Source organism: uncultured Senegalimassilia sp. (assembly GCF_934636665.1).
GTDB lineage: Bacteria > Actinomycetota > Coriobacteriia > Coriobacteriales > Eggerthellaceae > Senegalimassilia.
On the sequence record NZ_CAKUAT010000018.1, the window covers coordinates 1 to 25368 of the forward strand.

Below are 25368 nucleotides of genomic sequence, written 5' to 3' on the forward strand. Positions count from 1 at the left end.
CAGACGCGCAGACGCGCAGACGCGCAGACGCGCAGACGCGCAGACGCGCAGACGCGCAGACGCGCAGACGCGCAGACGCGCAGACTTTGCCTGATGTGGGCTATTCGTCGCAAAAGCCCCTAAAACCCAGTTTACCGCCGTGTTAATTCTGCGCTGAATGCGGGGCTTGTAATCGCAAAAAGGTATAATGACCTTGGAAAATACTAGGCGGTATGGAGGATTACCACATGGCTGGAAGCATGGATGTCATCGAATTCGTGGCGCGTGAGGCGCTTACGAACGAGGACAAATTCAAGCGATTGGTTGCGCAATTGGGCGACTCTTCGCGTCGTAATCGACAGAATGCAGCAGGCTCCCTGGCTTTTGTTGCGAAGGTCAGCCCCGAGCTGCTCGTTCCCTACGCGTCTGATTTGGTGGATGCGCTCAATCGTCCTGAGGCTCAGACCCGCTGGGAAAGCCTGGATGCGCTCACCGCGCTCGTTCCCGTTGAGTCGCGTTGCACCGACAAGGCGCTTGCTGGCGCCGAGAACGCGCTGTTCGATGAGGAGAACGGGTTCGTGCGCCTGGCTGCCATGCGCTTCTTCTGCGCGTATGGCGCTACCACCGAAAAGCGCAGCGAGAACGTCTGGCCGCTCATCGACGAAGCTATCCAGTGCTATCACGGCGATGTCGAGTTCAACGACATGCTGAATGCCGTTTCGGAGTTCGCCACTGGCAAGCTTTCGGAGCACGTTAAGGAAGCACTTGTTGAACGTATGTCGTTTGATGCGCATAATGGCAGGGGTGCCTTGAAGCGCAAGGCGCAAACCATCATTGACAACGTTCAAGGCCAATAAACTTGGAACCTCGGGCTGTGCCGCGTTGCGGTGCAGCCTGTTTCTTTCAACCCGTATGCGCTGCGGCGCAGGACAGAAGGAGTGGCAATGGCACAGCATACTGTAACCTTGATTCCGGGTGACGGCATCGGCTTGGAAACGTCTGCTGCGATGCAGCAGGTTGTGGAAGCCGCAGGTGCGGACATCGTTTGGGAAGTCGCTGAGGCCGGTGCGGCATGCGCCGAGAAAACGGGCACTCCGCTGCCTGACGAGACCATCGAGGCGGTGAAGCGCAACAAGGTTGCCATCAAGGGTCCGTGCACCACTCCCGTTGGAACCGGTTTCCGCAGCGTCAACGTTGCGCTTCGCAAAACGCTTGATTTGTATGTGTGCTTGCGTCCGGTGCTGTCCATGCCCGGTGCTGGTGGCCGTTATGACGACGTCGATCTGGTCATCGTCCGCGAAAACTCCGAGGACCTGTATGCAGGCGTGGAATTCGAAGAGGGCTCTGAAGCCGCTTCGAAGCTCATCAAGTTCTGCGAGGACGAGGGCGCGGGCGTTATCCGTCCCGATTCCGGCATCTCCATCAAGCCTATTTCTATCACGGCTACCCAGAACATCGTGCGCTATGCCTTCGAATACGCGCTGAAGCATGGTCGCAAAAAGGTCACCGCTGCTCATAAGGCCAACATCATGAAGTACTCCGACGGCTTGTTCCTGCGCACGGCACGCGAGGTGGCCAAGGAATACGAGGGCCGCGTGGAGTTTGACGACCGCATCATCGACGCGTTCTGCATGAACATGGTTATCGACCCGGCGCAGTTCGACGTGGTGGTGTTCCCCAACCTGTACGGCGACATTGCCAGCGACCTGGCCGCGGGCCTGGTCGGCGGCCTGGGTATCGCCCCGGGCGCGAACATCGGCAAGGAATACGCGGTGTTCGAGGCCGTGCATGGCTCCGCTCCCGACATCGCTGGCCAGAACAAGGCCAATCCCACCGCGGAGATCATGTCCGCGGCCATGATGCTCGACCATCTTGGGGAGCTGGAGATCGCCGAGCGCATCCGTCGCGGCGTCCGCGCCGTGTACGCCGACGGCTCCATGCTGACGGGCGATATCCGCAAGGCCACCGGTAGCAGCGCCCCGGCGGCAAGCTGCACCGAGTTCACCGAGGCGCTTATCGCCGCCATCAAGGCTCAGGCGTAATCGTTCGGTAGACGTCGGCCGGTGATTTGCGGGAAGCCGGCTGTATCGTGTTCAGCAAGATCGATATCAGGGTGCGACATGCACCAAGAGGGGACGATATGAAGAACGAGAAGTTCGCCGCTACCCTTTCCGTGGGCGATGCGGCTTACACCTACTATCCGGTTGAGCAGGTTGAGGGCTCCGAGAAGCTTCCATATGCGCTGAAGGTGCTGCTCGAAAACGTGCTGCGCAATGCCGAGAGCCCGGAGGCGGCTTCCGACCTGGCCAAGCGCGTGGTCGAGGCCGGTTGCGCGGGCGAGGTGGGCAGCGAGGTCGAGTTCAGCCCTGCGCGCGTGCTGTTCCAGGACTTCACGGGCGTGCCGGTGTTCGTGGATTTCGCCGTGATGCGCGAGGCCTGCGCGAACCTGGGCGGCGACCCGGCGAAAATCAATCCGCAGATTCCTTGCGATCTGGTCATCGACCACTCGGTCATCGCCGATGTGGCTGGCTGCTCCTGCGCCATGGAGAAGAACATGGAGCTGGAGTTCCAGCGCAACGGCGAGCGCTATAACTTCCTGAAGTGGGCGCAGAAGTCGTTCCAGAACGTGCGCATCGTCCCTCCGGGAGCGGGCATCTGCCATCAGCTGAACATCGAGCAGTTCGCGCAGGTTGCCATGACCTCCACGGTTGCCGGTGTGGAAACGCCGGAGGGCGAGAACCCCACGGTGTACTTCGACACCCTGGTGGGCACGGACAGCCATACGCCTACCGCCAACGGCATCGGCGTGCTGGGATGGGGCGTCGGTGGCATCGAGGCCGAGGCCGCCGCGCTGGGCCAGCCGATTACCACGCTGGTTCCCAAGGTTGTGGGCGTGCGCCTGACGGGCAAGCTGTCCGAGGGCGTTGCCGCCATGGACGTGGCGCTGACGTTCGCGAAGATGCTGCGCGAGAAGGGTGTTGTCGGTTGCTTCGTCGAGTGCTTCGGCCCCGGCCTGGACAGCCTGAACGCCACCCAGCGCACGTGCATCTCCAACATGACGCCGGAATACGGCAGCACCTGCACGCTGTTCCCCGTTGACGAGCAGACGCTGGCGTATCTGCGCCTGACCGGTCGCAGCGAGCAGCAGGTGGCGCTGGTCGAGCAGTATGCGAAGGCGCAGGGCTTCTGGAACGACCCGCAGGCGCCCGAGCGCGTGTACGCCGACGTGGTCGAGCTGGATCTGGGCAGCGTGAAGCGCAGCATCGCCGGCCCGTCGCGCCCGCATGACCGCATCTTCCTTGAGCAGGCGCAGGAGCGCTTCCATGAGATTTGCGCCGATCGCGGCCTTGACCTGGGTAAGAAGGAAACGGTCGACGTGAACGGCCAGGCTTGCGAGCTGGGCCATGGCGCGCTTGCCATCGCCGCGGTGACCAGCTGCACAACCGCTACCGACCCCTCCATGATGCTGACGGCGGGCCTGGTGGCAAAGAAGGCAGCCGAGGCGGGGTTGAAGCCGAAGCCGTGGGTGAAGTGCATCCTGGCTCCGGGCAGCCATGCCACCGAGTTGCTGCTTGAGCGCGCCGGCCTGCTGGACGGCCTGCGCGAACTGGGCTTTTACACGTGCGGTTTCGGCTGCATGAGCTGCATCGGCAATTCCGGCCCCATTCTGCCGGCGCTGCATGACATCGCCGACGACCTGGAGCTTGCCAGCGTGCTTTCGGGCAACCGCAACTTCGAGGGCCGTATCTCGCCCGACGTGTCGCAGAACTATCTGGGCGCTCCGGCAACGGTGATCGCCTACTCGCTGGCTGGCACCATGGACGTGGACCTGCCCAATGCCGTGCTGGGCGAACGCGCCGACGGCACGCCGGTGAAGCTGGCCGACATCTGGCCGACCGATGCCGAGGTTGCCGACCTGCTGAAGAACTTCGCCACGAAGGAACTCTACGAGGAGGGCTCGCGCGGCCTGTACGACGGCGACGCCGCCTGGCAGCAGCTTGGAAGCGAGCCGTCCGACACGTTCGCGTGGGACGAGGCCTCCACGTATGTGCGCCGCGCGCCGTACTTCGACGGCATGGGCGCGCAGCCTGCGCCGGCCGAGCCCATCAAGGATGCGCGAGCGCTGGCCTTCTTGGGCGACTTCATCACCACCGACCATATCTCGCCCGCGGGCAGCATCGCGCTGGACTCCCCGGCGGCGAAGTACCTGGAGGAGCGCGATGTCGTTCCGGCAGACTTCAACACCTACGGCGCCCGTCGCGGCAACCATGAGGTCATGATGCGCGGAACGTTCGCCAACGTGAAGCTGTCCAACAAACTGGCGGAAGGCAAGAAGGGCGGCTGGACGCGCGACTTCCTGAAGGATGAGATCACCCCGTTGTTCGATGCGGCAATGGACTATGAGCGGGCCGACGTGCCGCTGGTCGTGGTTGCCGGCAAGATGTACGGAAGCGGCAGCTCGCGCGACTGGGCGGCGAAGGGCCCCATGCTGCTGGGTATCCGCGCGGCGTTCGCGGAAAGCTTCGAGCGCATCCATCGCTCGAACCTTATCGGCATGGGCGTGATGCCGCTGCAGTTCGAAGAGGGCGAAAGCGCCGAGAGCCTGGGCCTGGACGGCTCCGAGCAGTACACGGTCGGTGCCGTGGACTTTTCGAAGGGCCTGCCCGAGCCGCGCGTGGTGGATGTGACGGCGAAGAAGGCCGACGGGACCGAGGTCGCTTTCAAGGCGACGGTCCGCGTGGACACGCCCACGGAAGGCAAGTACTTCGAGCATGGCGGCATCCTGCAGTACGTCCTTCGCCAGCTGGCGAAATAGGGGCAGCGGGTTGGCGTTGCGCGCCGCGGAGGCGGGCGGCGTTGGCCGGCCGTCATCGCAACGAATATAAAAGGTAACGGAACGCGTTCGGTTTCAAGGGAAGCTGGACGCGTTCCGCTACAATGTGGAACATTGTTCATCCATCAATGGAGAAAGGGATGCCGTGAAACAGACATCCGGTTTTGAATCGCTCATCGACGCCCTGAAGCAATCGGGCTTCGATATGGGCGCAGGCTTCGGAGGGCCCGCTGGCGCCTCCGGCGAAGGGGGTGCGGGCAGCTCGTCGGGAGGCGGTGCCGGTAGCCAAGGTTCCGAAAACCCGTTCACCGCGTTCAGCGGCGGCCGCGGCAACAAGGGCGGCAACGGCGGGGGCATCCCCGAGTTCTCGTTCGGCGATAAGATGGGCAAGATGGGCAAGAAGGCGCTCATCATCACCGCGGTGTTGGTGCTGCTGATCGTGGCGGCGGCCTACTGGTGGTTCCATCCGCCGATCAACATCCACAGCGTGGATACGTGGATGTTCGTGGTCGTGTTCATCCTGCTGCCGCTGTTCCTGCTGTGGAACGTGAAGTCGCGCACGTACGAAACGGGCAACAGCAAGGTGGACCCCAGCCGCACGAAGGCGAAGGCGTTCAAGGTGGCGTCGTGGATTCCCGTGGCCATCGCGCTGGTCGGCGTGGTTGGCGCTTTGGCGTCGCTGTCGGTGTTCCCCGGCAACGCGGCCAAGTACGCCAGCGTGCTGGAAACGCAGGACGCTGACTTCGCGCAGGATATCCAGCAGGTCGACTACTCCGAGATTCCCATTATCGACCGCGATTCCGCGACGCTGCTGGGCAATCGCGCTATGGGCAACATCCCCGAGTATGTCAGCCAGTTCGAGATCGCAGGCACGTATAGCCAGATCAACTACCAGGGCACGCCCGTGCGCGTGAGCCCGCTGGGCTATGCCGACCTGTTCAAGTGGCTGACGAACCGAGCCGAGGGCATCCCGGCGTACGCGCTGGTGGACATGACCACGCAGGATGCGCAGATTGTGAAGCTGGGCGACCGCGCCATCTTCTATTCGCGCTCCGAGCCGTTGGCACGCAACATCGACCGCTACGTGCAGTTGAAGTACCCCTTCTACATGTTCGATGAGAAGTCGTTCGAGATCGATGAGGACGGCCAGCCCTGGTGGATCTGCCCGGTGCAGACGCGTACCATCGGCCTGTTCGGCGGTACCACCATCGAGCGCGTGGTCATGGTGAACGCTACCACGGGCGAGTGCACGGACCTGGCTATCGACGATGTACCCCAATGGGTCGACCGCGCCTATCCGGCCGAGCTGCTTATCCAGCAGTACAACTGGTCGGGTAAGTACCAGGACGGCTGGCTGAACAGCTGGCTGGGCCAGAAGAACGTGGTGCAGACCACGCCGGGCACCGATGGCAACGTGGGCTACAACTATATTGCCAAGGACGATGACGTGTGGGTGTACACGGGCGTGACGTCGGCTACGGCGGACAACTCCATCGTTGGCTTCGTGCTGGTGAACCAGCGCACGGCGGAATCCCATTACTATCCGGTGGCGGGCGCTACCGAGGAATCGGCCATGCAGTCGGCCGAGGGCGCGGTGCAGAACCTGCGTTACTCCGCCACGTTCCCCATCCTGATCAACGTGTCCGAGCAGCCGACGTACTTCATGGCGCTGAAGGATAACGCGGGCACCGTGAAGAAGTTCGCGATGGTGGACATCCAGCATTACCAGAACGTGGCAACGGGCGACACGGTTGCGGAGACGCAGAAGTCCTATCAGGCGATGCTGGCAACCAGCGGAACGCTTTCCGGCGATGCCGCGGAGGCCAACACGCAGGAGCAGACGGGCGCAATCCGCAGCATGACGCAGGCGGTCCTGGACGGCAACTCCCACTTCTATGTGACGCTGGAAGGCGTTGAGGGTATCTACGATTTCGCCTTGCCTGCGCAGCTCGGCATCGTGGGCTATAGGGAAGGCGATACCATCACCTTCAAGTACATCGCCGGCGATACCACGAATTCCGTCCAAGAACTTGTTGACACGCAGAATAAATCTGATACTATAGGTAAGTCATCTTCTGAGCAGGCCGCAAAGACGGTTGAACAAACCGCGGAAACGGCCGACCAGCAGAAGACGGAGCAACAACAATAGTTCCGCTGCCCGAGACAGCAGGCACCGAAAGGTTCAATCGCAAGCAATTGCGGCCCGCCGAGGTGGTTGTTAAGTATCGCACTTCAACGACCCCTGTGTCTTAGGACGGCAGGGGTCGTTCTTTTTCTCAAGCGCGACTCCACCCGCATGGGGCGGAACCCGAGTTTGAGAAGAAGGAGGTGTAACAATGCCGAACGCAAAGAACCAATCCATGCTGTCCGCGATCAAGGAAGATCTGGAGGGTGCGGGTGCTGTGTGGGTCGTCGACGCCTGCGGTCTGACCGTCAAGGAGGTCGAGGCTCTGCGCAACGCAGTCCGCGAGTCCGGTGCATGCATGAAGGTGTACAAGAACACCGTTATGCGCATCGCTCTGTCCGAGTCCGAGCTGCCTACGCTGGACGACATGCTGCATGGCCCGAGCGCATTCGTGTTCGCCGGTTCCGATGTTGCTGCTGCCGCGAAGGCCGTCAAGGAATTCGCCAAGTCCAACGAGAACCTGCAGATCAAGGGTGGCTTGATGGAGGGTGCTGCAGTCAGCGCCGCAGAGGTGGAGGCCATCGCTTCCCTGCCCTCTCGCGAGGAGCTGTACGCTCACATCGCTGCTGCCATCAACGGTGTGGCTCAGGGTCTGGCAACCGCTATCAACGGTGTGCCGCGTGGCCTGGCTCAGGTCGCAAAGGCCGTTGCCGATCAGAAGGTTGCGTAAGCAAGCTTCTTGCGGCATAAGACGTGCCGCATAATGCATTTGAAATTTCGGCTGGAACATAAGGATGATCCAGCCCCTTTGAAAGGAAACTAACATGGCTGTTTCTCGCGAAGAGATCATCGAGGCTCTGAAGGAAATGTCCCTGCTCGAGGCTTCTGAGCTGGTCAAGGACATCGAGGAGACCTTTGGCGTGTCCGCTGCTGCTCCGGTTGCCGTTGCTGCTGCTCCGGCTGCTGGCGCTGCTGCCGCTGAGGAGAAGTCCGAGTTCGACGTCGTGCTCGAGGGCTTCGGCGACAACAAGATCGCTGTCATCAAGGCTGTCCGTGAGATCACCGGCCAGGGCCTGAAGGAAGCTAAGGAGACCGTCGAGGGTGCTCCTTCCACCATCCAGGAGGGTGTGGCCAAGGACAAGGCTGAGGAGATCAAGAAGGCTCTGGAAGAGGCCGGCGCCGCTGTGACCCTGAAGTAAATTCAGTCTTCCGACTGCTTTTACAGGACCCGCTGCTTGCAGCGGGTCCTTTTTTGTTTGGGATTGTGAACCGGGGAAGGAGGTTTGTTCACGGCGGCATCTCGGGTTCCCAAGGGCTAAACACGTGAACATGCCTCCGTCCCCGGTTCACGCTTTCGCCGTGCGTTCGCGCTTCGGAACGCAACAGAATGGTTACGGATGCGGCGTTGCTTGCGTAGGGCGTGTAACGTTCCTGGAAGACGAGTTGGTATTATCGCGAAGAAGCACGACGGGAAGGAAGCGCCATGCAGACAGGGTATTTCAGCGCCGCATGGAACGATGTGAAAAGCTCCCAAGGCTGGCTGGGGAAGATGTTCTTGTTGGGCCTGATCGCGTTCATCCCGGTTTTCGGCCCGGTGGTGCTGCTGGGCTATGCGTTCGGTTGGGCGCGCGACATTGCCTGGGGCGTGCATATGCCCATGCCTGCGCGTATCTTCGGGAACGAGGACGGCCTGCTGTATCGCCGCGGGCTGATCGTGCTTGCAATCTGCATCGTGTGCTGCGTGGTGATCCCCGCAGCGCTCGAGGGCTGTTGGGATGCGCTTGCGGGACGCGGCTTGAGCAACGTTTCGCATGCCGTTTGGGGCGGTGCCGGCGATGCTGCGGTTGTGAACCCGGTGTATTCCCTGTTCAGCCTTGCGGTTTCCTTGGCGTCCCTCATGTTTTTCCTGGTGGCGTCCATCCGTGCGAGTATCTATGGACGCTTGGGGCCTGGTTTTCAGGTTCCTCGATTGTGGGCTATGATGCGCCATGACATGAAGGGCCTGCTGTGCGTGCTGGGGCTTTCCATTGTGCTTGCCATCGTTCCGGCAGTGGTTACAGGGATCGTCGGGTTGCTTTTGGTCGGGGGCGTTATCGGTGTGGGAGCGTATGGGCTGTTCTCCAACGGTACCGCGCCTGACATGATGTTTGTCGTCGCTGCGGGTATGTGCCTAGTCGTCGTCTGTCTTGTCTTGGCTGTGGTAGTTTCGGCGGCATCGGCGTTCGCGGTGGTGATGCAGGCGCGCGCCGTGGGATACTGGACAAGGCAATTCGACGTTCCGGCATGGCGCGGTCAGGATGACCCCATGCCGTTCGAGATGGCGTCCAACGGGGCGCCGAGATAGGCGGTTCCGTGAAACAAGGGAATAGAGGCCAAGGGTCGCGAGGCGCATCCGAAGGGCATGCAGGCAATCGCAGCGGTAAGCCGTCGCGCCGCGGCGGCGCGCAGGGCGGTGCAGCACAGCGCGGCTCGGGGCGACAGGGTAAACGGACTGCGTCGGGAAAGCAGGACTCCCGGTACGCGTCGCGTGAGGATAAGCGTTTGGGCGAAGGCCCCGTTGCTGGCGCTGGCCGTCGCGATTCCGAGAAGGCGCATGGCTCGGGCAAACCGAAGAGCGCGCATGGGTTGAACAAGGCGCAAGGTTCCCGAGGTTCGGGTAAGCAGCAAAGCTCGCACGGCTCGGGCAAGGCGCGCGCATCGCGTGGCGATTTCGCGACAGCACCTGCGACCAAGCAGCCCAAGCCTAAGGCGTCCCTGCCGCCGCGCAGCGCGTTCTTGCCGGTTAGCCGCGTCGATATGGAGGAGCGCGGGTGGGACTGCTGCGACTTCGTGTTCGTGTGCGGCGATGCTTACGTCGACCATCCTTCGTTCGGCATGGCCATCATCACGCGTCTGCTTGAGGCGAACCATTATAAGGTCGGCGTGATCTGCCAGCCTGATTGGCGCGACCCCGAAAGCATCACGGTTCTGGGAAAGCCCCGGCTGGGATTCCTGGTTTCCGCCGGCAACATGGATTCGATGGTGAATCACTATACAGTTGCCAAGAAGCATCGTAGTACCGATGCGTTCTCGCCCGGCGGTGAAATGGGGCTTCGCCCCGATCGCGCGGCGGTGGTTTACGGCAACCTGATTCGCCGCACGTACAAGGACGTTCCCATCGTGCTGGGCGGTATCGAGGCCTCGCTTCGCCGTTTGGCTCATTATGATTACTGGTCGGACAAGCTGAAGCGTTCGATCCTGCTTGATTCCGGCGCCGACCTGGTCAGCTACGGCATGGGTGAGCATTCCATCGTGGAGATTGCCGATGCGCTGGCGGCCGGTCTTGACGTGTCCGACATCACGTTCATCGACGGCACGGTGTATCGCGCGAAAACGCTTGAGCACGTGTACGATTACGAGCTTTTGCCCTCGTTCGATAGCATGCAGAAGGACAGCCTCGAGTACGCGCGCAGTTTCAACGTGCAATACGGCAACAGCGACCCTTTCACGGGAAAACGCCTGGTAGAGCCTTATTCCGATCATGAGTTCGTGGTGCAGAACCCGCCGAGCAAGCCGTTGACCACCTCGGAGATGGACGCGGTCTACCGCCTGCCGTATGCGCGCGCGTACCACCCCATGTACGAGGAGGCCGGTGGCATTCCGGCAATCCGAGAGGTGAAGTTCAGCCTGACCAGCAATCGCGGCTGCTTCGGCGAGTGCGCGTTTTGCGCGCTGACGTTCCATCAGGGGCGCATCGTGCAGGTGCGAAGCCACGAGTCTATCGTGGAAGAAGCGAAGCAGATGGTCGCCGACCCGGAGTTCAAGGGCTATATCCACGATGTGGGCGGCCCCACGGCTGACTATCGCCAGCCTGCGTGCGATGCGCAGCTGCGCCGCGGCGCGTGCCGCAACAAGCACTGCCTGTCGCCGCAGCCGTGCCGCAAGCTGAACGCCGACCACACGGACTACCTGCAGCTTTTGCGCGAACTGCGCGAGTTACCTGGCGTGAAGAAGGTATTCGTGCGCTCGGGCATCCGCTTCGACTACGTGCTGGCCGACCGTAACAAGGGCGAGGCGTTCGTGCGCGAGCTGTGCGAGCACCACGTGAGCGGGCAGCTGCGCGTGGCGCCCGAGCATGTTTCCAACGCCGTGCTCGGCGTGATGGGCAAACCGCAGCATCAGGTGTACGAGAAGTTCGTGAAGCTGTTCCAGCAGGCCAACGACGCTTGCGGGCTGAAGCAGTTCGTGGTGCCGTACCTGATGTCCTCGCACCCTGGAAGCACGCTCGATGAGGCCATCGAGCTGGCGGAATACGTGCGCGACATGGGGTTCAACCCCGAGCAGGTGCAGGATTTCTACCCCACGCCGTCCACCATGTCCACGGCCATGTACTTCACGGGCGTGGACCCGCGTACCATGGAGCGCGTGTTCGTGCCGAAAAGCCCGCACGAGAAGGCGCTGCAGCGCGCCCTTATCCAGTATCGCGACCCGAAGAACCACGACCTGGTGATGGAGGCGCTGCGCAAGGCGGGCCGCACCGACCTGATCGGGTTCGGTCCGAAGTGCCTGATCAGGCCCTATAAGGGCGAAGGCGGGCATGGCGCTGGCGCGAAGAAGGGCGTGGCGGGCGCGAAGAACGCGATGCGCGGGCCGAAGGGCCGTGAAGGCGGCCAGGGTTCGGGCGGCGGCAAGGGCGTCTCCGGAAGCCGCGGTGCGGCCGGTGCCGGGAAGCGCGGCGGTGCAGGAGGCTTCGGCGGAAGCGGTCTCGCTGCAGGGGGCGCGGGAGGCCGAGGGGGCTCTTCGGGCGGCGCGAACGCGGGCAAGCGCGGCGGTTCCCCGAACGGCGGCGGCAAAGGCAACGGCACGCGCGGGAAAGCGCCTCGGCGCTAGCTGAATCACAGCATATTCCCTAGGTGGAGAGGGTATACTATAGGGGTTGCATTCAACGGCGTCGGCGCTTAGGCCGTCGACGCTTTTCCCCTGCGGAAGAAAGGCGGCAGCGCGCATGAAGATCTCAACGAAGGGCCTGTACGCGGTTCGCTTGATGCTGTATCTGGCGGAGCATGATGGCGGCGGCCCCGTGTCGCTGAAAGAGGTGTCCGAGTCGCTGGGCATCTCGAAGAAGTACCTGGAGCAGATCGTGTCGAACGTGGTCACGGCGAAGCTAGTGCGCTCGGTGCGCGGCGCTGCCGGCGGCTATCAGCTGGCGAAACCGGCCAGCGTGATCACCGTGCTTGATGTGCTGCGGGTCACCGAGGGCTCGCTTGCGCCGGCGTCGTGCCTGGAGGATGACACCTTCGACTGCAATATGCCGGTTCCCTGCATGGAGCTGGGTGTATGGCGCGGGCTGTACAAGGTGATCAACGAGTATCTGGGCGGCATCACGCTGCAGAGCATCATCGACGAGCATTCAGCGGTGGCTGCGGACAGTTATTCGATTTAACGGAAGGGCGCGAGCTTTCAAGCTTGCGCCCTTTTCGCTATCTACCCGTGGAAACACCGGTAAGGCGATGTAATACCCACCAATCCGCCGGAAATACGGGATAATATTTTGAAATAGATATTGACATTGCCTAGAGACATAGTAGGATAACAGGCATGAAAACGGCGTTCCGCACGTGGCAATCAACGGCGGACAAGCGAGAGAGGAACATCATGGCCATCTACAAGAGCGTGTCCGAGTTGATCGGCGGCACTCCGCTGGTGGAGCTGTCCAACTACGAGAAGAACCATAACCTTGAGGCCACCATCGTGGGCAAGGTGGAGCTGTTCAACCCGGCAGGGTCGGTGAAGGACCGTATCGCGAAGGCGATGCTCGACCAGGCCGAGGCCGAGGGCAAGCTGGATGCCGACACCGTCATCATCGAGCCGACCTCTGGCAACACCGGCATCGGCCTGTGCTCGCTGGCCGCCGCCCGCGGCAACCGCATCATCATCACCATGCCGGAAACCATGTCGGTCGAGCGCCGCAACCTCATGAAGGCTTACGGCGCCGAGCTGGTGCTCACCGACGGCAGCAAGGGCATGAAGGGCGCCATCGCCCGCGCGTCCGAGCTGGCCGAGGAGATCCCGAACTCGTTCATCCCCAGCCAGTTCACGAACCCGGCCAACCCTGCCGTCCACGAGCGCACCACCGGCCCCGAGATCTGGGCGGACACCGACGGCAAGGTGGACATCCTGGTCGCCGGCGTGGGCACCGGCGGCACGCTTTCCGGCACGGGCAAGTACCTGAAGTCGCAGAACCCCGACATCAAGGTGGTCGCCGTCGAGCCCGCCGGCTCCCCGGTGCTGAGCGAGGGCCATGGCGGCGCGCACAAGATCCAGGGCATCGGCGCGGGCTTCGTGCCCGACACGCTGGACCAGTCGGTCTACGACGAGGTGCTGCCCATCACCGATGAGGAGGCGTTCCAGGCCGGTCGCGAGCTGGCGGGCAAGGATGGCCTGTTGGTGGGCATCTCCTCCGGCGCCGCGGTTGCCGCCGCAACGAAGCTGGCGCAGCGCCCCGAGAACAAGGGCAAGCTGATCGTGGCGGTGCTTCCCGACACCGGCGAGCGTTACCTGTCCACGGCGATGTTCAACTTCTAGGGAACGCAAACCGCCTGTTTGCGGCGAAGCGACGCAGGCTGGCGGATAAGAGAGAACTCGGCGAAGGCGCCCCGCTCCAAACAGGAGCGGGGCGCCTTGCGCGTTAGGCGGGGGTTTGCGTGCGGGGTGGGCGTTGTAGCGAACGTAGGGCCAGCTGCGAAAACGAGCCTTTGCAGATCGGATGGGCGTCGTTTGGTTGCGATCTCATCAGCGCTTGCGGTTTTGGCGAGCCTTTGTGCGTGAAGCGGGGTTGCGTGTAAATTAGGTTTTGCGGCCGGCACAGGGTCATTCTGCGTATGGTGGGCTTTTGCGGTTGACGCGGGCTACGAGCTCGTTACGATTCGCCGATTGAGTGCCGCGCGAGCGCGACCTTGGGTACAATAAGGAAAACGTTGGGGGTGGGGGAAACCCGCCCAACGCGATAAGGACGGGAAAGCCCGTCTGATGCGATAGTGACGGGGCTCCCGTCTCGCACGAAAGGTTATCGGGGAAAGGGGCGCATCATGAGCGCGAGCAAGCATGACTGGGGATTGATTTTCGCGGGCGTCGCACTGGCGGCGGCTGGCTTCTTCTGCATGTTGGCACCGGGGTTGACCATCGTGACCATTGCGGCCGTGGTGGGCGCGTTCTTCCTGGTGGCGGGCGTGTTCGACATCATCAGCTACATCAGGCTGCGCAACATCCTGCCGCGCAGCGGCTGGGAGCTTGCCTACGCCATCATCGATGTGCTGCTTGGCCTGATCTTCTTGCTGCACCCGCTTGCGTTCTCCGCGGTGGTGCCGTGGCTGGTGGGCGTGTGCTTCGTGGCGTTCGGCGTGTTTGAGATCTTCGCATCGGTGAAGGCGCACGGCTGGGGCGTCCCGATGTGGGGATGGGGCCTGTTCAGCGGCGTGCTGAACGTGTTGTGCGGCATCGCGTTCTTCGTCATGCCCCAGATGCTCAGCATCTTCCTGGCCGTCATCCTGCTGGTGCGCGCTGCAACCCTGATGGTGTACGGTTGGAACGCGGGCCGTTATATCGCTATGTAGCGCTGCGGGTTTGCCGGCTTTGGGCGTATCGCTCGATAGCTGCTTGGCGGGCTTGCCGGTTGGCAAGTAGGTAAGCTGGTCGGCCGGTGCGCCGGGCGAGGACGCGTTCGTTCGGTAATGCTTTGACCGGTGGCTGGGCAAAGGCGTGTGCGCTGCGTCGGGTTTCGGCTGGTGCCGTGCGCGCGTGATAAAATCGCAACGGAAAAATGGGCCTCGGGCATGTGCCCGAGGCTTTCTTATCGGCTGGCACGCCGCGGTTGCGCGGTGCTGCGTTGGCCGGGGCGGCGAATGAAGCTGCGAATGAGGTGGCGGACGGAGCTGCGGACGAAGCGGCGAGTGAAAGGGCTTGAGATGGCGAACGAGCAGGTGGACGGCCAGGTGGACGACCAGGCGAATGAGCAGGCGAACGACCAGGTCATCGAGCAGCAGTCCCTGCTAAGCGGGGAGGCGCTGGCGGAGGCGACCGGCGATCCGGCGGCGCGCATCGAGGCGCTGCGCCGCGAGATCGAGCACAACAGCTACCTGTACTACGCCAAGGACGCGCCCGCCATCAGCGACGCCGCGTTCGACTCGCTGATGCACGAGCTGCGCGCGCTCGAGGCGGCGCACCCCGAGCTCATCGACCCGTCCAGCCCCACGCAGCGCGTGGGCGGTTACGTGGGCGAACAGTTCGCGCCCATCCAGCACGAGCGCCGCATGTACTCGCTCGACGATGCCATGGGCGCCGAGGAGCTCGACGAATGGCTGGCGCGCGTCAAGGAATTCTTCGGCACCATTCCCGAGCTGGTGTGCGAGCTGAAGATCGACGGCTCGTCGGTGGCGTTCACCTACGAGGGAGGCCGCCTTATCCGCGCGGCCACGCGCGGCGACGGCACCACGGGCGAGGACATCACGGTGAACGTGCGCACGGTGAAGGACGTGCCGCTGCGTCTGCGCGACGGCGCCATGGCCGGCATCCGCGACGCCGACGTTTCCATCGAGCTGCGCGGCGAATGCTATATGCCCAAGACCAGCTTCGAGTCGCTCAACGCCGCCGCCGAGGCCAACGGCAAGCAGCCGTTCGCCAACCCGCGCAACGCCGCAGCGGGCAGCCTTCGCCAGAAGGACCCGCAGATCACGGCGCATCGCGACCTTTCCACGTTCGTGTACGCCGTGGGCGACGAGCGAAAGCTGGTGGCGGAAACGCAGTGGGACCTGCTCACATGGCTGGGCGAGGCGGGATTCCACGTGAACCCTGACATCGCGTTGGTCAGCAGCGCGGAGGAGGTGCACGAGTTCTGCCGCAAAAGCCTGGAGCGCCGCGATGCGCTGCCCTACGACATCGACGGCGTGGTAGTGAAGGTGAACTCGTTCGCGAAGCAGGAGGCCATGGGCTACACGGCCCGCGCGCCGCGCTGGGCCATCGCGTTCAAGTTCCCGCCCGAAGAGAAGACCACGCTTTTGCGCGACATTACCGTGCAGGTGGGGCGCACGGGCAAGCTGACGCCGGTGGCGGAGATGGACCCGGTGCTGGTGGCGGGCTCGACCGTGGCGCGCGCCACGCTGCACAACGAGGACGAGGTGCTGCGCAAGGACGTGCGCGTGGGCGACACGGTCATCGTGCGCAAGGCTGGCGACGTGATTCCCGAGGTGCTAGGCCCCGTGCTCAGCCTGCGTCCGGCCGACGCGCAGCCTTGGAGCATGCCCAAGGAGTGCCCGAGCTGCGGCAGCCCCGTGGTCCGCGAGGACGGCGAGGCGGATTACCGCTGCATTTCCATCGATTGTCCTGCTCAGGCGCTTGAGCGTCTGCTGCACTGGGCTAGCCGCGGCGCCATGGACATCGACGGCATGGGCGAGGAGATCGTGCGCCGGCTGGTGGAATCCGGTCGCGTGAGCGACGTGGCGGATTACTACACGCTCGACGAGGTGGAGCTGGCGCAGCTGCAAACGGGCCGCACGAACAAGGAGGGCGAGCCCATCTGCTTGGGGCAGACCATCGCGAAGAAACTGGTGGCGGCCATCGACGAGTCGCGTACGCGTCCGTTCGCCCGCCCGCTGTTCGGCCTGGGAATGCGCCACGTGGGCAAAACCATGGCCGAAACGCTGGCGCGCGCGTTCCCGAGCATGAATGCGCTGATGGCGGCCACCGAGGAGCAGCTGGCGGCGGTGGACGGCGTGGGCCCGAAGATCGCGCATTCCACGTACCTGTTCCTGCGCACGCCCGACAACGTGCAGGTCATCGAGCGTCTGGCGAAGCACGGCGTGCGTCTGGCCGACGACGTGGAGGCGGAAACCGCCGATGCGCTGCCGCAGACGCTCGAGGGGCTGACGTTCGTGCTGACCGGCAGCCTGACGCAAAGCGGCATGAAACGCGACGAGGCCGGCGCGGCGCTGAAGGCGCGCGGTGCGAAGGTGTCGGGCAGCGTGTCGAAGAAGACGAGCTTCGTGGTGGCCGGCGAGGCGGCGGGCAGCAAGTACGATAAGGCCGTGGCGCTGGGCGTCCCCGTGCTGGACGAGGCGGCGCTGCTGCACATCATCGAGACGGGCGAGGCCCCGACGGCGGACGGGGAATAGCGAGCGGCGGCGCTGTCTGGAGTGTTTCGCAAGCGTTGCCGGCGTGTGCTGCTTGCGGGCGTTTTTCGCGACGTTTGCCCGCACGAGAATCTACCGACCGCGGCGCGCGTTTGCTCGCGGTAGCCTCGCCCGAGCCGGTCCGCCATGTGAGACGTCCGCGAAAATCGACCGGATGCCGGTGTTTCGGGGCCGTTCGCATGAAGGAGTTACGAATTTGAGATTCGTAACATCATATCCAATACCGCGCCTGCTATAGTGTGTTACGGATTGATACCTCGTAACACCGGGCAGGCGCGCAATGAAATCGCAGACGTCGCGTGCCTTCGCCTGGTCGATGAAAGGATTTCTTGATGAAGAGCTTCTCCAGGCGTACGTTTTTGCAGGTGGCGGGCGTAAGCGTCGCTGCAGTAGGCTTTGGCGGCGTGTTGAGCGCCTGCGCTGGCGGCTCCAATGCGGGCTCCGGCTCCGCCGCTAGCGGGGAGCACGCTTCTCAGGTTACCGTTTCCATGCCGGTGAGCAGCGAGCCTGCTGCCGGTTTCGATCCGTTCGTTTCCTGGGGCTGCGGCGAGCATGTGCACGAGCCGCTTATCCAGTCCACGCTTCTGACCACGAAGGCCGACATGGGCTTCGAGAACGACCTGGCAACGGCTTACTCGTGCAGCGACGATAGCCTGACCTGGACGTTCACCATTCGCACCGACGCCAAGTTCACTAACGGCAAACCTGTTACCGCCCATGACGTTGCCTACACCATCAACGGCGTGGCCAACAACGAGGCCAGCGAGTGCGACCTGACCATGGTCGACGAGGCCGTCGCCGTTGACGACGAGACTTGCGAGATTCATCTGAACAAGCCGTTCAACGCGTTGCTGTACACGCTGGCAGTTATCGGCATCGTGCCTGATGGCGGCCATGATGCCGACTACGGCAGCAATCCGGTGGGCAGCGGCCGTTACATGCTCGAGCAGTGGGACCGCGGCCAGCAGGTCATCCTGAAGGCCAATCCCGACTACTACGGCGAGGCGCCGAAGATCGAGCGCGTCGTGGTGGTGTTCATGGAGGAGGACGCCAGTCTGGCGGCCGCCCGTTCCGGCCAGGTGGACGTTGCGTTCACGTCGGCCACCTTCGCCAACCAGCAGCCGAAGGGTTACGACCTGCTGAACTGCGCGTCCGTCGACTCGCGCGGCATCTCCCTGCCCACCATCGCGCCGGGCGCTACCAAGAAGCAGACGGGCGAGGAGTATCCCGCCGGCAACGCGGTGACGCAAGATCTGGCGCTACGCCGCGCCATCAACTACGGCGTGAAGCGTCAGACGCTCATCGACAACGTGTTGAACGGCTACGGCCAGATCGCCTACAGCGTGGGCGACAACATGCCCTGGTCGTCCGACGCCATGAAGTGCGAAGAGGACCTTGCGCGCGCAAAGGCCCTGCTCGACGAGGCGGGCTGGGTGGCCGGCGCTGATGGCGTGCGCGTCAAGGACGGCGTGGCAGCCGCGTTCGACCTATACTATTCCTCCTCCGACTCGGTGCGTCAGGCCATTGCCATGGAGTTCGCCAACCAGATGAACGAGCTGGGTATCAAGGTGACGCCGAAGGGCGCAAGCTGGGACGACATCTATCAGCACCAGTTCAGCGATCCGGTCGTGTGGGGTTGGGGCTCCAACAGCCCGATCGAGGTGTACAACCTGAACTACTCCAAGGGCAACGGCAACTATTCTTGCTACGAGAACGCCGCGGTCGATGCGCACCTGAACGCCGCGCTGGCCAACCCCATGGTTGCCGATTCGTATGACGAATGGAAGCTGGCCATGTGTGACGGCGAGAACGGCCCGGCGCCGCAGGGCGATGCCACGTGGGTGTGGTTCGCCAACGTCGACCACCTGTACTTCGTGGCCGAGGGCCTGAAGGTTGCCGAGCAGAAGCCGCATCCGCATGGTCATGGCTGGTCGATCGTGAACAACGTGGATAAGTGGAGCTGGTAGCAACCGGCTGAACGCCGCAGGGGCGGGCTCGTGAACACACCTCCGTCCCCTGTTCGCTGGCGGGGCTTGCCGTAGGGCTTGCCCCGCTTTTGCGGTTCTTGCGGCTTGGCTTCGGGACTCGGGAGCCGAGGGGTTTCCGGGCGGCTTTAGCGTCTGCTCGAAAGTGGGCCGGCCGCAGATTGCAGGCCCCTTCGACAGCCGAAGGGGTTTTGAGCTTGGAAGTCGAGGGGCTTCCGGGGAAGATTTCGAGATTTGGGACATTAGTAGGTATGACGAAGTATCTTGCTCGACATATCGTGCGGTTCGTGCTGCTCATGTTGGCGGTGGGGCTGGTGGTGTTCGCGCTGGTGAGCGCCTCGCCTATCGACCCCGTCCAGGCCAACGTGGGACAGGCCGCATACGTGAACATGTCGGAGGCCAAGCGCGCGCAGTTGGCCAGCTATTGGGGCGGCGACGTGCCGTTTTGGGAGCGGTTCGCCAACTGGGCGGGCGCGCTTTTGCACGGCGATATGGGGACGTCGCTCAGGTTCAACGCGCCCGTGTCCGAGGTGATCGCGCACCGCGCGGCCAACTCGCTAGCGCTCATGGGCATCGCATGGCTGGTCAGCGGCGTGCTGGGTTTCGCGTTGGGCGTCGTCGCCGGCGCGCGCCGCGGCGGGACGGTCGACCGCGTGGTGCGCGGCTACTGCTTCCTGCTGGCGTCCACGCCCACGTTTTGGCTTGGTTTGCTTATTCTGATGATCTTCGCCGTGCAGCTGGGGTGGTTCCCCATCGGGTTCTCCGTGCCCATCGGCGTGTCGGCGGCCGACGTGACGCTGACCGATGCAGCGCACCACCTGGTGCTTCCCGCGCTCACGCTTTCGGTGACGGGCGTGGCCAACATTGCGCTTCACACGCGCGAGAAGGTGGTCGACGTGCTGGAAAGCGATTACGTGCGCTTCGCGCGCGCCCGCGGCGAATCGGAGCTAAGCGTGGTTTTGCACCATGGTTTGCGCAATGTGGCGCTGCCGGCGGTTACGCTGCAGTGCGCGTTCATCTCCGAGATCTTCGGCGGCTCGGTGCTGGTCGAGCAGGTGTTCTCGTATCCGGGCCTGGGGCAGGCGGCCGTCACCGCCGGCCTGGGCGGCGATGTGGCGCTTCTGGCCGGAATCGCCCTGGTCAGCGCTGCGTTGGTGTTCGGCGGAAACTTGCTGGCGAATATCCTGTACGGCGTTTTGGACCCGCGCATGCGCGTGAGCGAAGGGAGGGCGTAATGGAAAACGTGCTCCATGCTCCTGCGCAGCGCAGGGGCGGCAACCGCACGGCCACGCTGGCGGCGTGCGTTTTGGCGGCTTTTGCGTTGCTGGCCGTGGTTGCGGCGGGCATCGCGCTGTACGGCCAGGCAACGGTCACCGATTTCACGGCGAAGAACCTGGCGCCCTCGCTTGAGCATCCCTTCGGCACCGACTGGATGGGCCGCGACATGCTGGCGCGCACGCTGGCCGGCCTTTCCACCAGCGTGCTGGTGGGCTTGCTGGCGGCTACCGTGTCGTCGGTGATCGCGTTGGTGCTCGGCTGCGCCGCCGCGCTCGGTGGCAAGCGCGTGGATGCCGTGGTCAGCTGGATGATCGACCTGATGATGGGCGTTCCGCACATCGTGCTGTTGGTGCTCATCTCGTTCGCGCTGGGGAAGGGCTTTTGGGGCGTGACCATCGGCGTTGCCGTGACGCATTGGGCCAGCCTTGCCCGCGTGGTGCGCGCCGAGGTGCTGCAATGCCGCCAGTCGAAGTTCGTGGAGGTTGCGCGCAAGCTGGGGCAAAGCCCGGCGCGCATCGCGCTTCGCCATATGGTTCCGTATGTGTTGCCGCAGTTCGTGGTGGGTTTGATCCTGCTGTTCCCGCACGCCATCCTGCACGAGGCGTCCATCACGTTTTTGGGCTTCGGCCTGCCGCCCGAGCAGCCGGCCATCGGCGTGATCTTGAGCGAATCGATGAGCTATCTGTCCACGGGCGCCTGGTGGCTGGCGGTGTTCCCCGGCCTGGCGCTTATGGCGACGGTGCTGTTGTTCGACGTGGCCGGGCAGAACCTGCGCAAGCTGGTCGACCCGCATACCGCGCAGAAGTAGGTAGGGAAGATGATGACGAAGACGAACGGCGGTGCGCCTATGGAGGCGTCGTCGGCGGGCAAAGCCGCCGAGTTGGCGCATGAGCGCACCGCGCACGAGGGTGCGCAGCTGCACCATCATCATACGCATGCGGCAACGTCGAGCCACGGCGGCGGGCATCACCTGCTGCAGGTGGAGGACCTGAGCGTGAGCTTCCGCATGTACGACGAGGACGCGCCGTATTTCAAGGCGAAGCAGCACGATGTGCAGGTGCTTCACGAGTTGAGCATCGCTGTGCACACCGGCGAGATCGTGGCCGTGGTGGGCGCGTCGGGCTCGGGCAAGACGCTTCTGGCGGATGCGGTTTTGGGCTTGTTCGAGCCCAACGCCACGGTGACGGGGCACATCTGGTTCGACGGCGAGCGCATGGATGCGGCGGGTTTGCGCGCCCTGCGCGGGCACGGGCTGTCGCTCGTGCCGCAAAGCGTGAGCCATCTGGACCCCATGATGCGCGTGGGCAAGCAGGTCGAGGGTTTTGCGAACGACCTGTCGAAGGCCGAGCGCAAAACGCGTCGCGCGCAGCTGTTCGAGCGCTACGGGTTGGGTCCCGAGGTCGCGCGCCTGTACCCGCACGAGCTGTCGGGCGGCATGGCGCGCCGTGTGCTGCTGTGTTGCGCGCTCATGGATTCGCCTCGCGTGATCGTGGCCGACGAGCCTACGCCCGGTCTTGACCTTGACCTGGCGGTTCGCGCGCTCGACGACTTCCGCGCCTTCGCCAACGAGGGCAACGGCGTGCTGCTGATCACGCACGATATCGAGCTGGCGCTGCGCGTGGCCGACCGCGTGGCGGTGTTCAAGGACGGAACCGTGGTGGAGGAGACGGCGACGGCGAGCTTTGCCGATCCCAGCCTGCTGCGCCATCCGTTCACCCGCCAGTTGTGGCACGCTCTCCCCGAGCACGATTTCGCCGTGGGCGAAAGCGCTGGTGGGAAGGCGCCGGAGCGCGAAGGCGGAGAGGTGCTGGCGTCGGCGTTCGGGTGCAAGGATGGAAAAGAAGCGGAGCAAGTCCGCGCGGGCGAAGACGAGAAGGAGCTGGCGCCAGAGTCCGAGCGTGAAGAAGAGCATGAGCCGGAGCTGGCGCGCGAGGGTGCGGACGGTTTCGATGGGAAGGAAGGTGGCGCGTGCTAGAGGCCAGAGACATCACGTTCGGGTATCCCGGCGCAAAGCCCCTGTACAGCGGGTTCAACTTGCAGGTGGAACCTGGCGAGCGTGTGGCGCTGCAGGCGCCCTCGGGGTTCGGCAAAACCACGCTGTGCCGCGTGCTTGCCGGGTTTGAGCGCCCGCAATCCGGTCAGGTGCTGGTGGATGGGCAGCCGCTTCCGCGTCGCGGCGTGTGCCCGGTGCAGTTGATCCAGCAGCATCCCGAGCAGGCGGTGGACCCGCGCCTGCGCATGCGCAAAACGCTGGCGGAGGCGGGCGAGGTGCCGCAGCAGCTGCTCGACGACCTGGGCATCCGCGATGAATGGCTGCAGCGTTTTCCTCACGAGCTGTCCGGCGGCGAGCTGCAGCGCTTCTGCATCGCCCGCGCGCTGGCCACGCGCCCGCGCTACCTGATCTGCGACGAGGTGTCCACCATGCTCGACGCGGTCACCCAAGCCCACATCTGGCACGTGCTGCTAGACTACGTCGCCCAAGAAAACGCCGGCATGTTGCTGGTGTCCCATACCCCTGCGCTCACCGCCCGCATCGCGACTCGAGAGGTCGCACTGGCGTAACGTAATCCTGGACGTTTCGCCCACCCGTTTGCCCACCCGTTTTCGAAATTGCCTGGTAAACCACCCTGCTTCGTGTCTGCTGGTCGCTTCGTCCCCAGCCTATCCTTCGTCATGTCCTCCGCAAGGACGCGCGAGGATTTTGCATGGTTTCACGAGGGAGAGGAAGGGCCATGAGCAAAACGGAAGCTTCCGGAAACGCCCAAAAAGGGCGCAAGGGGCTCATCGTCACGGTCGTCGTGATCGCTGTGATCGCGGTTGCGGGCGCGGGTTTTTGGGTCTGGCATCAGCAGCCGAGTTTCTGCAACGCCATCTGCCATCAGCCGATGGATCGCTATGTGAAAACATACGAGTCCGGCAACTCGTCGATGCTGTCGGCGGTTCACGCGAAGCAGGGCAAAGTGTGCCTGGATTGCCATGAGGCGAAGCTCGACGACCAGGTCGCCGAGGCCACCGCGTGGGTGTCCGGCGACTTCACCGACCCCGTTGCTGAGAATACGTTCCAATACAACGAGAGTTTCTGCCTGAACGAGTCGTGCCACAACATGACGCGCGACGAGCTCACCGAATCCACCAGCGATATGGCGTTCAACCCGCATGTGCAGCAGCATGGCGATATCGACTGCGGCGAATGCCATAAGGCGCATTCCGAATCCGTGATGTACTGCACGCAGTGCCATGCCGAGGCCGAGGTGCCCGATGGCTGGATGTCGTACAGCGACTACATGAGCGCGAAGCAGAGCTAGGGGGAGCGGAATGACTACGAACGATATGACGCTTGACGCACGTCGCGGCCTGAGCCGCCGCCAGTTCGTCGGCCTTGCGGGCCTGGGGTTGGCAACCATCGCGCTTGGCAACCTGACCGGTTGCTCGAAGGGCGCGACGCAGTATAACTATGATGTGGTGGTCGTCGGTTCAGGTGGTTCGGGTACCACATCGGCAGCCTTCGCCGCTAAAAACGGCGCGAAGACGGTGTGCATCGAGAAGCTCGGCTGGCAGGGCGGTTCCAGCTCTCTGGCGCTCGGCACGTTCTATGGCTCGGGCACGGTGCAGCAAAAGGAGCTCGGTATCGACGACACGCCGGATGACTACTACAACTATCTGCTCACGCGCAACGCCGACAAGGTTGACTTGGCTATGAACCGCTTCATGGCCGATCACTCCGGCGAGACGATCGACTGGCTGCGCGAGGATCTGAAGGTGCCGTTCAAGGACGAGATTAAGGGCAACGGCAAGGACAAGGTTAAGCGCGGCCACATGTGCAAGAACAACGCCGATGACGCGCTGAAGGCAGTCACGCAGCTGGCCAACGAGCAGGGCGTGGACTTCCATTTCGATACCGACGCCACCGCGTTGATCGTCGACGAGTCGACGGGTCGCGTCGTGGGGGTGCGCGCCGAGAAGGCGGGCAAGGAGGTCATCTACAACGCCAAGGCCGTCATCATCGCGTCGGGCGGTTTCTGCCGCAATCCCGAGATGATTGCGAAGTATTGCCCTGATTATGTTGGCGTTTACACGGAAGTGGGCATCGGCCTTGACGGCTCCGGCCTGCAGATGGGCCTGGACATCGGCGCGGCTTACACGGGCCATGGCGGCACGAACGGCATCCTGGCATGCCCGGTCGAGCCCGGCCAGTCCAAGCTGATCAGCGCTAAGGCGCTGTGGGTCGACTCGAAGGGCAAGCGTTTCGTGAACGAAGGCGGCCAGACGCACGATATCTACTATCAGGTGGCGCACTTCGACGATCAGCAGTTCTTCGCCGTGTACGACCAGGCAATGGTCGACGGTTTGACCGATAAGCTCAAGAAGAAGGTCGCCATGGGCCTGGAGCAGGGCATGTTCGCCAAGGGCGATACCGTCGAGGCCGCAGCGGCGCAGCTGGGCGTGGATGGCGCGGCGTGTGCCGAGACGCTGGCGGCGTACAACGAGATGGTCGCATCGGGCGCCGACACGCAGTTCAAGAAGGGCGCGGCGAACTTGGTGGCGCTGACGCAGGCGCCGTATTACCTGCTCAAGATGGGCGTGTGCACGCACGGCTCGTTCGGCGGTTTCGACATCAACACCGATTTCCAGGTGAAAAACGAGCAGGGCGAGGTTATCCCCGGTCTGTACTCGGCCGGTGAGGTGTGCTGTGGCACCTTCATCTACGACGATTACCCGGCGGGTGGCTGCGGTCTGAACTTCGCCTACACGTCCGGTCGCTTTGCGGGCGCGAATGCGGCAAAGGAGGCGCTTGGCGTGTAGGGCCGTTGCAATGGGAGCGCGTGCGCCGCGCCGTGTTTGGCTGCGGGCTGGCGTGTGCCGCTGCGGTTCCGTTCACGCATGCAGCGGCGAACGTAACCATGCGGTTGCATATGCGGTTGACGCGGCTGTTGCGATGAGCTTGCGAAATAGCGAGGCGATAAGGCGCCGCGGTTCGAGATCGAACTGTGGCGCCTTTGTCGT

General features: G+C 63.6%; 19 protein-coding genes. All 19 read left to right on the top strand.

Going from position 1 to position 25368, the window contains the following annotated elements:
• Window positions 1–227: 227 nt before the first annotated feature.
• The 19 genes from Q0G75_RS07780 to Q0G75_RS07870 all read left to right on the top strand — a co-directional run bounded on the left by Q0G75_RS07780 (window position 228) and on the right by Q0G75_RS07870 (window position 25167).
• Complete coding sequence (locus tag Q0G75_RS07780) at window positions 228–836, top strand: hypothetical protein (protein ID WP_294416543.1); 609 nt, start codon at window positions 228–230, stop codon at window positions 834–836.
• Between the two features lie 87 nt (window positions 837–923).
• A complete protein-coding gene (locus Q0G75_RS07785) occupies window positions 924–2021 on the top strand; it encodes an isocitrate/isopropylmalate dehydrogenase family protein (RefSeq protein ID WP_294416542.1) in 1098 nt (365 codons plus the stop codon).
• Window positions 2022–2119: 98 nt separating this feature from the next.
• Window positions 2120–4795 carry an aconitate hydratase AcnA gene (acnA, locus tag Q0G75_RS07790; RefSeq protein ID WP_294416540.1) on the top strand — a complete coding sequence of 892 codons (2676 nt, stop codon included), beginning with the start codon at window positions 2120–2122 and terminating at the stop codon, window positions 4793–4795.
• Window positions 4796–4958: 163 nt separating this feature from the next.
• Complete coding sequence (locus tag Q0G75_RS07795) at window positions 4959–6962, top strand: Tat pathway signal sequence (RefSeq protein WP_294416539.1); 2004 nt, start codon at window positions 4959–4961, stop codon at window positions 6960–6962.
• 187 nt (window positions 6963–7149) lie between these two features.
• Window positions 7150–7668 (top strand): 50S ribosomal protein L10, encoded by a 519-nt coding sequence (gene rplJ, locus Q0G75_RS07800; RefSeq protein WP_114620067.1) that lies wholly within the window; start codon window positions 7150–7152, stop codon window positions 7666–7668.
• Between the two features lie 94 nt (window positions 7669–7762).
• Window positions 7763–8137, top strand: a complete 375-nt coding sequence (gene rplL, locus Q0G75_RS07805) for a 50S ribosomal protein L7/L12 (protein ID WP_294416537.1) — start codon at window positions 7763–7765, stop codon at window positions 8135–8137.
• Between the two features lie 284 nt (window positions 8138–8421).
• Complete coding sequence (locus Q0G75_RS07810; protein ID WP_294416535.1) at window positions 8422–9282, top strand: DUF4013 domain-containing protein; 861 nt, start codon at window positions 8422–8424, stop codon at window positions 9280–9282.
• A gap of 197 nt (window positions 9283–9479) precedes the next feature.
• The gene (locus Q0G75_RS07815) at window positions 9480–11807 is read left to right on the top strand and encodes a YgiQ family radical SAM protein (protein WP_294416533.1); all 2328 of its coding nucleotides are present in this window, start codon (window positions 9480–9482) and stop codon (window positions 11805–11807) included.
• Between the two features lie 115 nt (window positions 11808–11922).
• Complete coding sequence (locus Q0G75_RS07820; RefSeq protein ID WP_042435389.1) at window positions 11923–12360, top strand: Rrf2 family transcriptional regulator; 438 nt, start codon at window positions 11923–11925, stop codon at window positions 12358–12360.
• Window positions 12361–12569: 209 nt separating this feature from the next.
• Window positions 12570–13502 carry a cysteine synthase A gene (cysK, locus tag Q0G75_RS07825; protein ID WP_294416544.1) on the top strand — a complete coding sequence of 311 codons (933 nt, stop codon included), beginning with the start codon at window positions 12570–12572 and terminating at the stop codon, window positions 13500–13502.
• Window positions 13503–14005: 503 nt separating this feature from the next.
• Window positions 14006–14530 (top strand): HdeD family acid-resistance protein, encoded by a 525-nt coding sequence (locus tag Q0G75_RS07830; protein WP_294416531.1) that lies wholly within the window; start codon window positions 14006–14008, stop codon window positions 14528–14530.
• 351 nt (window positions 14531–14881) lie between these two features.
• On the top strand, window positions 14882–17083 hold the full coding sequence (gene ligA, locus Q0G75_RS07835; protein ID WP_294416530.1) for an NAD-dependent DNA ligase LigA: 2202 nt from the start codon (window positions 14882–14884) through the stop codon (window positions 17081–17083).
• 350 nt (window positions 17084–17433) lie between these two features.
• Window positions 17434–19068: an ABC transporter substrate-binding protein gene (locus Q0G75_RS07840; RefSeq protein WP_294416528.1), complete on the top strand. Its 1635-nt coding sequence runs from the start codon at window positions 17434–17436 to the stop codon at window positions 19066–19068.
• A 269-nt stretch (window positions 19069–19337) separates the two neighbouring features.
• Window positions 19338–20321: an ABC transporter permease gene (locus Q0G75_RS07845; RefSeq protein ID WP_294416526.1), complete on the top strand. Its 984-nt coding sequence runs from the start codon at window positions 19338–19340 to the stop codon at window positions 20319–20321.
• Entirely contained in the window at window positions 20321–21172 is an 852-nt protein-coding gene (locus Q0G75_RS07850) for an ABC transporter permease (protein WP_294381197.1), read from the top strand. The genes Q0G75_RS07845 and Q0G75_RS07850 overlap by 1 nt, the downstream gene beginning before the upstream one ends.
• 12 nt (window positions 21173–21184) lie before the next feature.
• Entirely contained in the window at window positions 21185–22339 is a 1155-nt protein-coding gene (locus Q0G75_RS07855) for an ATP-binding cassette domain-containing protein (RefSeq protein ID WP_294416524.1), read from the top strand.
• The gene (locus Q0G75_RS07860) at window positions 22333–22926 is read left to right on the top strand and encodes an ATP-binding cassette domain-containing protein (RefSeq protein ID WP_294416522.1); all 594 of its coding nucleotides are present in this window, start codon (window positions 22333–22335) and stop codon (window positions 22924–22926) included. The genes Q0G75_RS07855 and Q0G75_RS07860 overlap by 7 nt, the downstream gene beginning before the upstream one ends.
• A 170-nt stretch (window positions 22927–23096) precedes the next feature.
• On the top strand, window positions 23097–23669 hold the full coding sequence (locus Q0G75_RS07865; RefSeq protein WP_294416521.1) for a cytochrome c3 family protein: 573 nt from the start codon (window positions 23097–23099) through the stop codon (window positions 23667–23669).
• 10 nt (window positions 23670–23679) lie between these two features.
• Complete coding sequence (locus Q0G75_RS07870; protein WP_294416519.1) at window positions 23680–25167, top strand: FAD-dependent oxidoreductase; 1488 nt, start codon at window positions 23680–23682, stop codon at window positions 25165–25167.
• Window positions 25168–25368: the final 201 nt, after the last annotated feature.

Coding starts and splice junctions, on each gene's coding strand:
- Q0G75_RS07780 (WP_294416543.1), top strand. CDS start 228: ATGGCTGGAAGCATGGATGTCATCGAATTCGTGGCGCGTGAGGCGCTT.
- Q0G75_RS07845 (WP_294416526.1), top strand. CDS start 19,338: ATGACGAAGTATCTTGCTCGACATATCGTGCGGTTCGTGCTGCTCATG.
- Q0G75_RS07870 (WP_294416519.1), top strand. CDS start 23,680: ATGACTACGAACGATATGACGCTTGACGCACGTCGCGGCCTGAGCCGC.
- ligA (WP_294416530.1), top strand. CDS start 14,882: ATGGCGAACGAGCAGGTGGACGGCCAGGTGGACGACCAGGCGAATGAG.
- Q0G75_RS07785 (WP_294416542.1), top strand. CDS start 924: ATGGCACAGCATACTGTAACCTTGATTCCGGGTGACGGCATCGGCTTG.
- Q0G75_RS07830 (WP_294416531.1), top strand. CDS start 14,006: ATGAGCGCGAGCAAGCATGACTGGGGATTGATTTTCGCGGGCGTCGCA.
- Q0G75_RS07865 (WP_294416521.1), top strand. CDS start 23,097: ATGAGCAAAACGGAAGCTTCCGGAAACGCCCAAAAAGGGCGCAAGGGG.
- rplL (WP_294416537.1), top strand. CDS start 7,763: ATGGCTGTTTCTCGCGAAGAGATCATCGAGGCTCTGAAGGAAATGTCC.
- Q0G75_RS07855 (WP_294416524.1), top strand. CDS start 21,185: ATGACGAAGACGAACGGCGGTGCGCCTATGGAGGCGTCGTCGGCGGGC.
- Q0G75_RS07840 (WP_294416528.1), top strand. CDS start 17,434: ATGAAGAGCTTCTCCAGGCGTACGTTTTTGCAGGTGGCGGGCGTAAGC.
- Q0G75_RS07820 (WP_042435389.1), top strand. CDS start 11,923: ATGAAGATCTCAACGAAGGGCCTGTACGCGGTTCGCTTGATGCTGTAT.
- rplJ (WP_114620067.1), top strand. CDS start 7,150: ATGCCGAACGCAAAGAACCAATCCATGCTGTCCGCGATCAAGGAAGAT.
- Q0G75_RS07810 (WP_294416535.1), top strand. CDS start 8,422: ATGCAGACAGGGTATTTCAGCGCCGCATGGAACGATGTGAAAAGCTCC.
- Q0G75_RS07850 (WP_294381197.1), top strand. CDS start 20,321: ATGGAAAACGTGCTCCATGCTCCTGCGCAGCGCAGGGGCGGCAACCGC.
- acnA (WP_294416540.1), top strand. CDS start 2,120: ATGAAGAACGAGAAGTTCGCCGCTACCCTTTCCGTGGGCGATGCGGCT.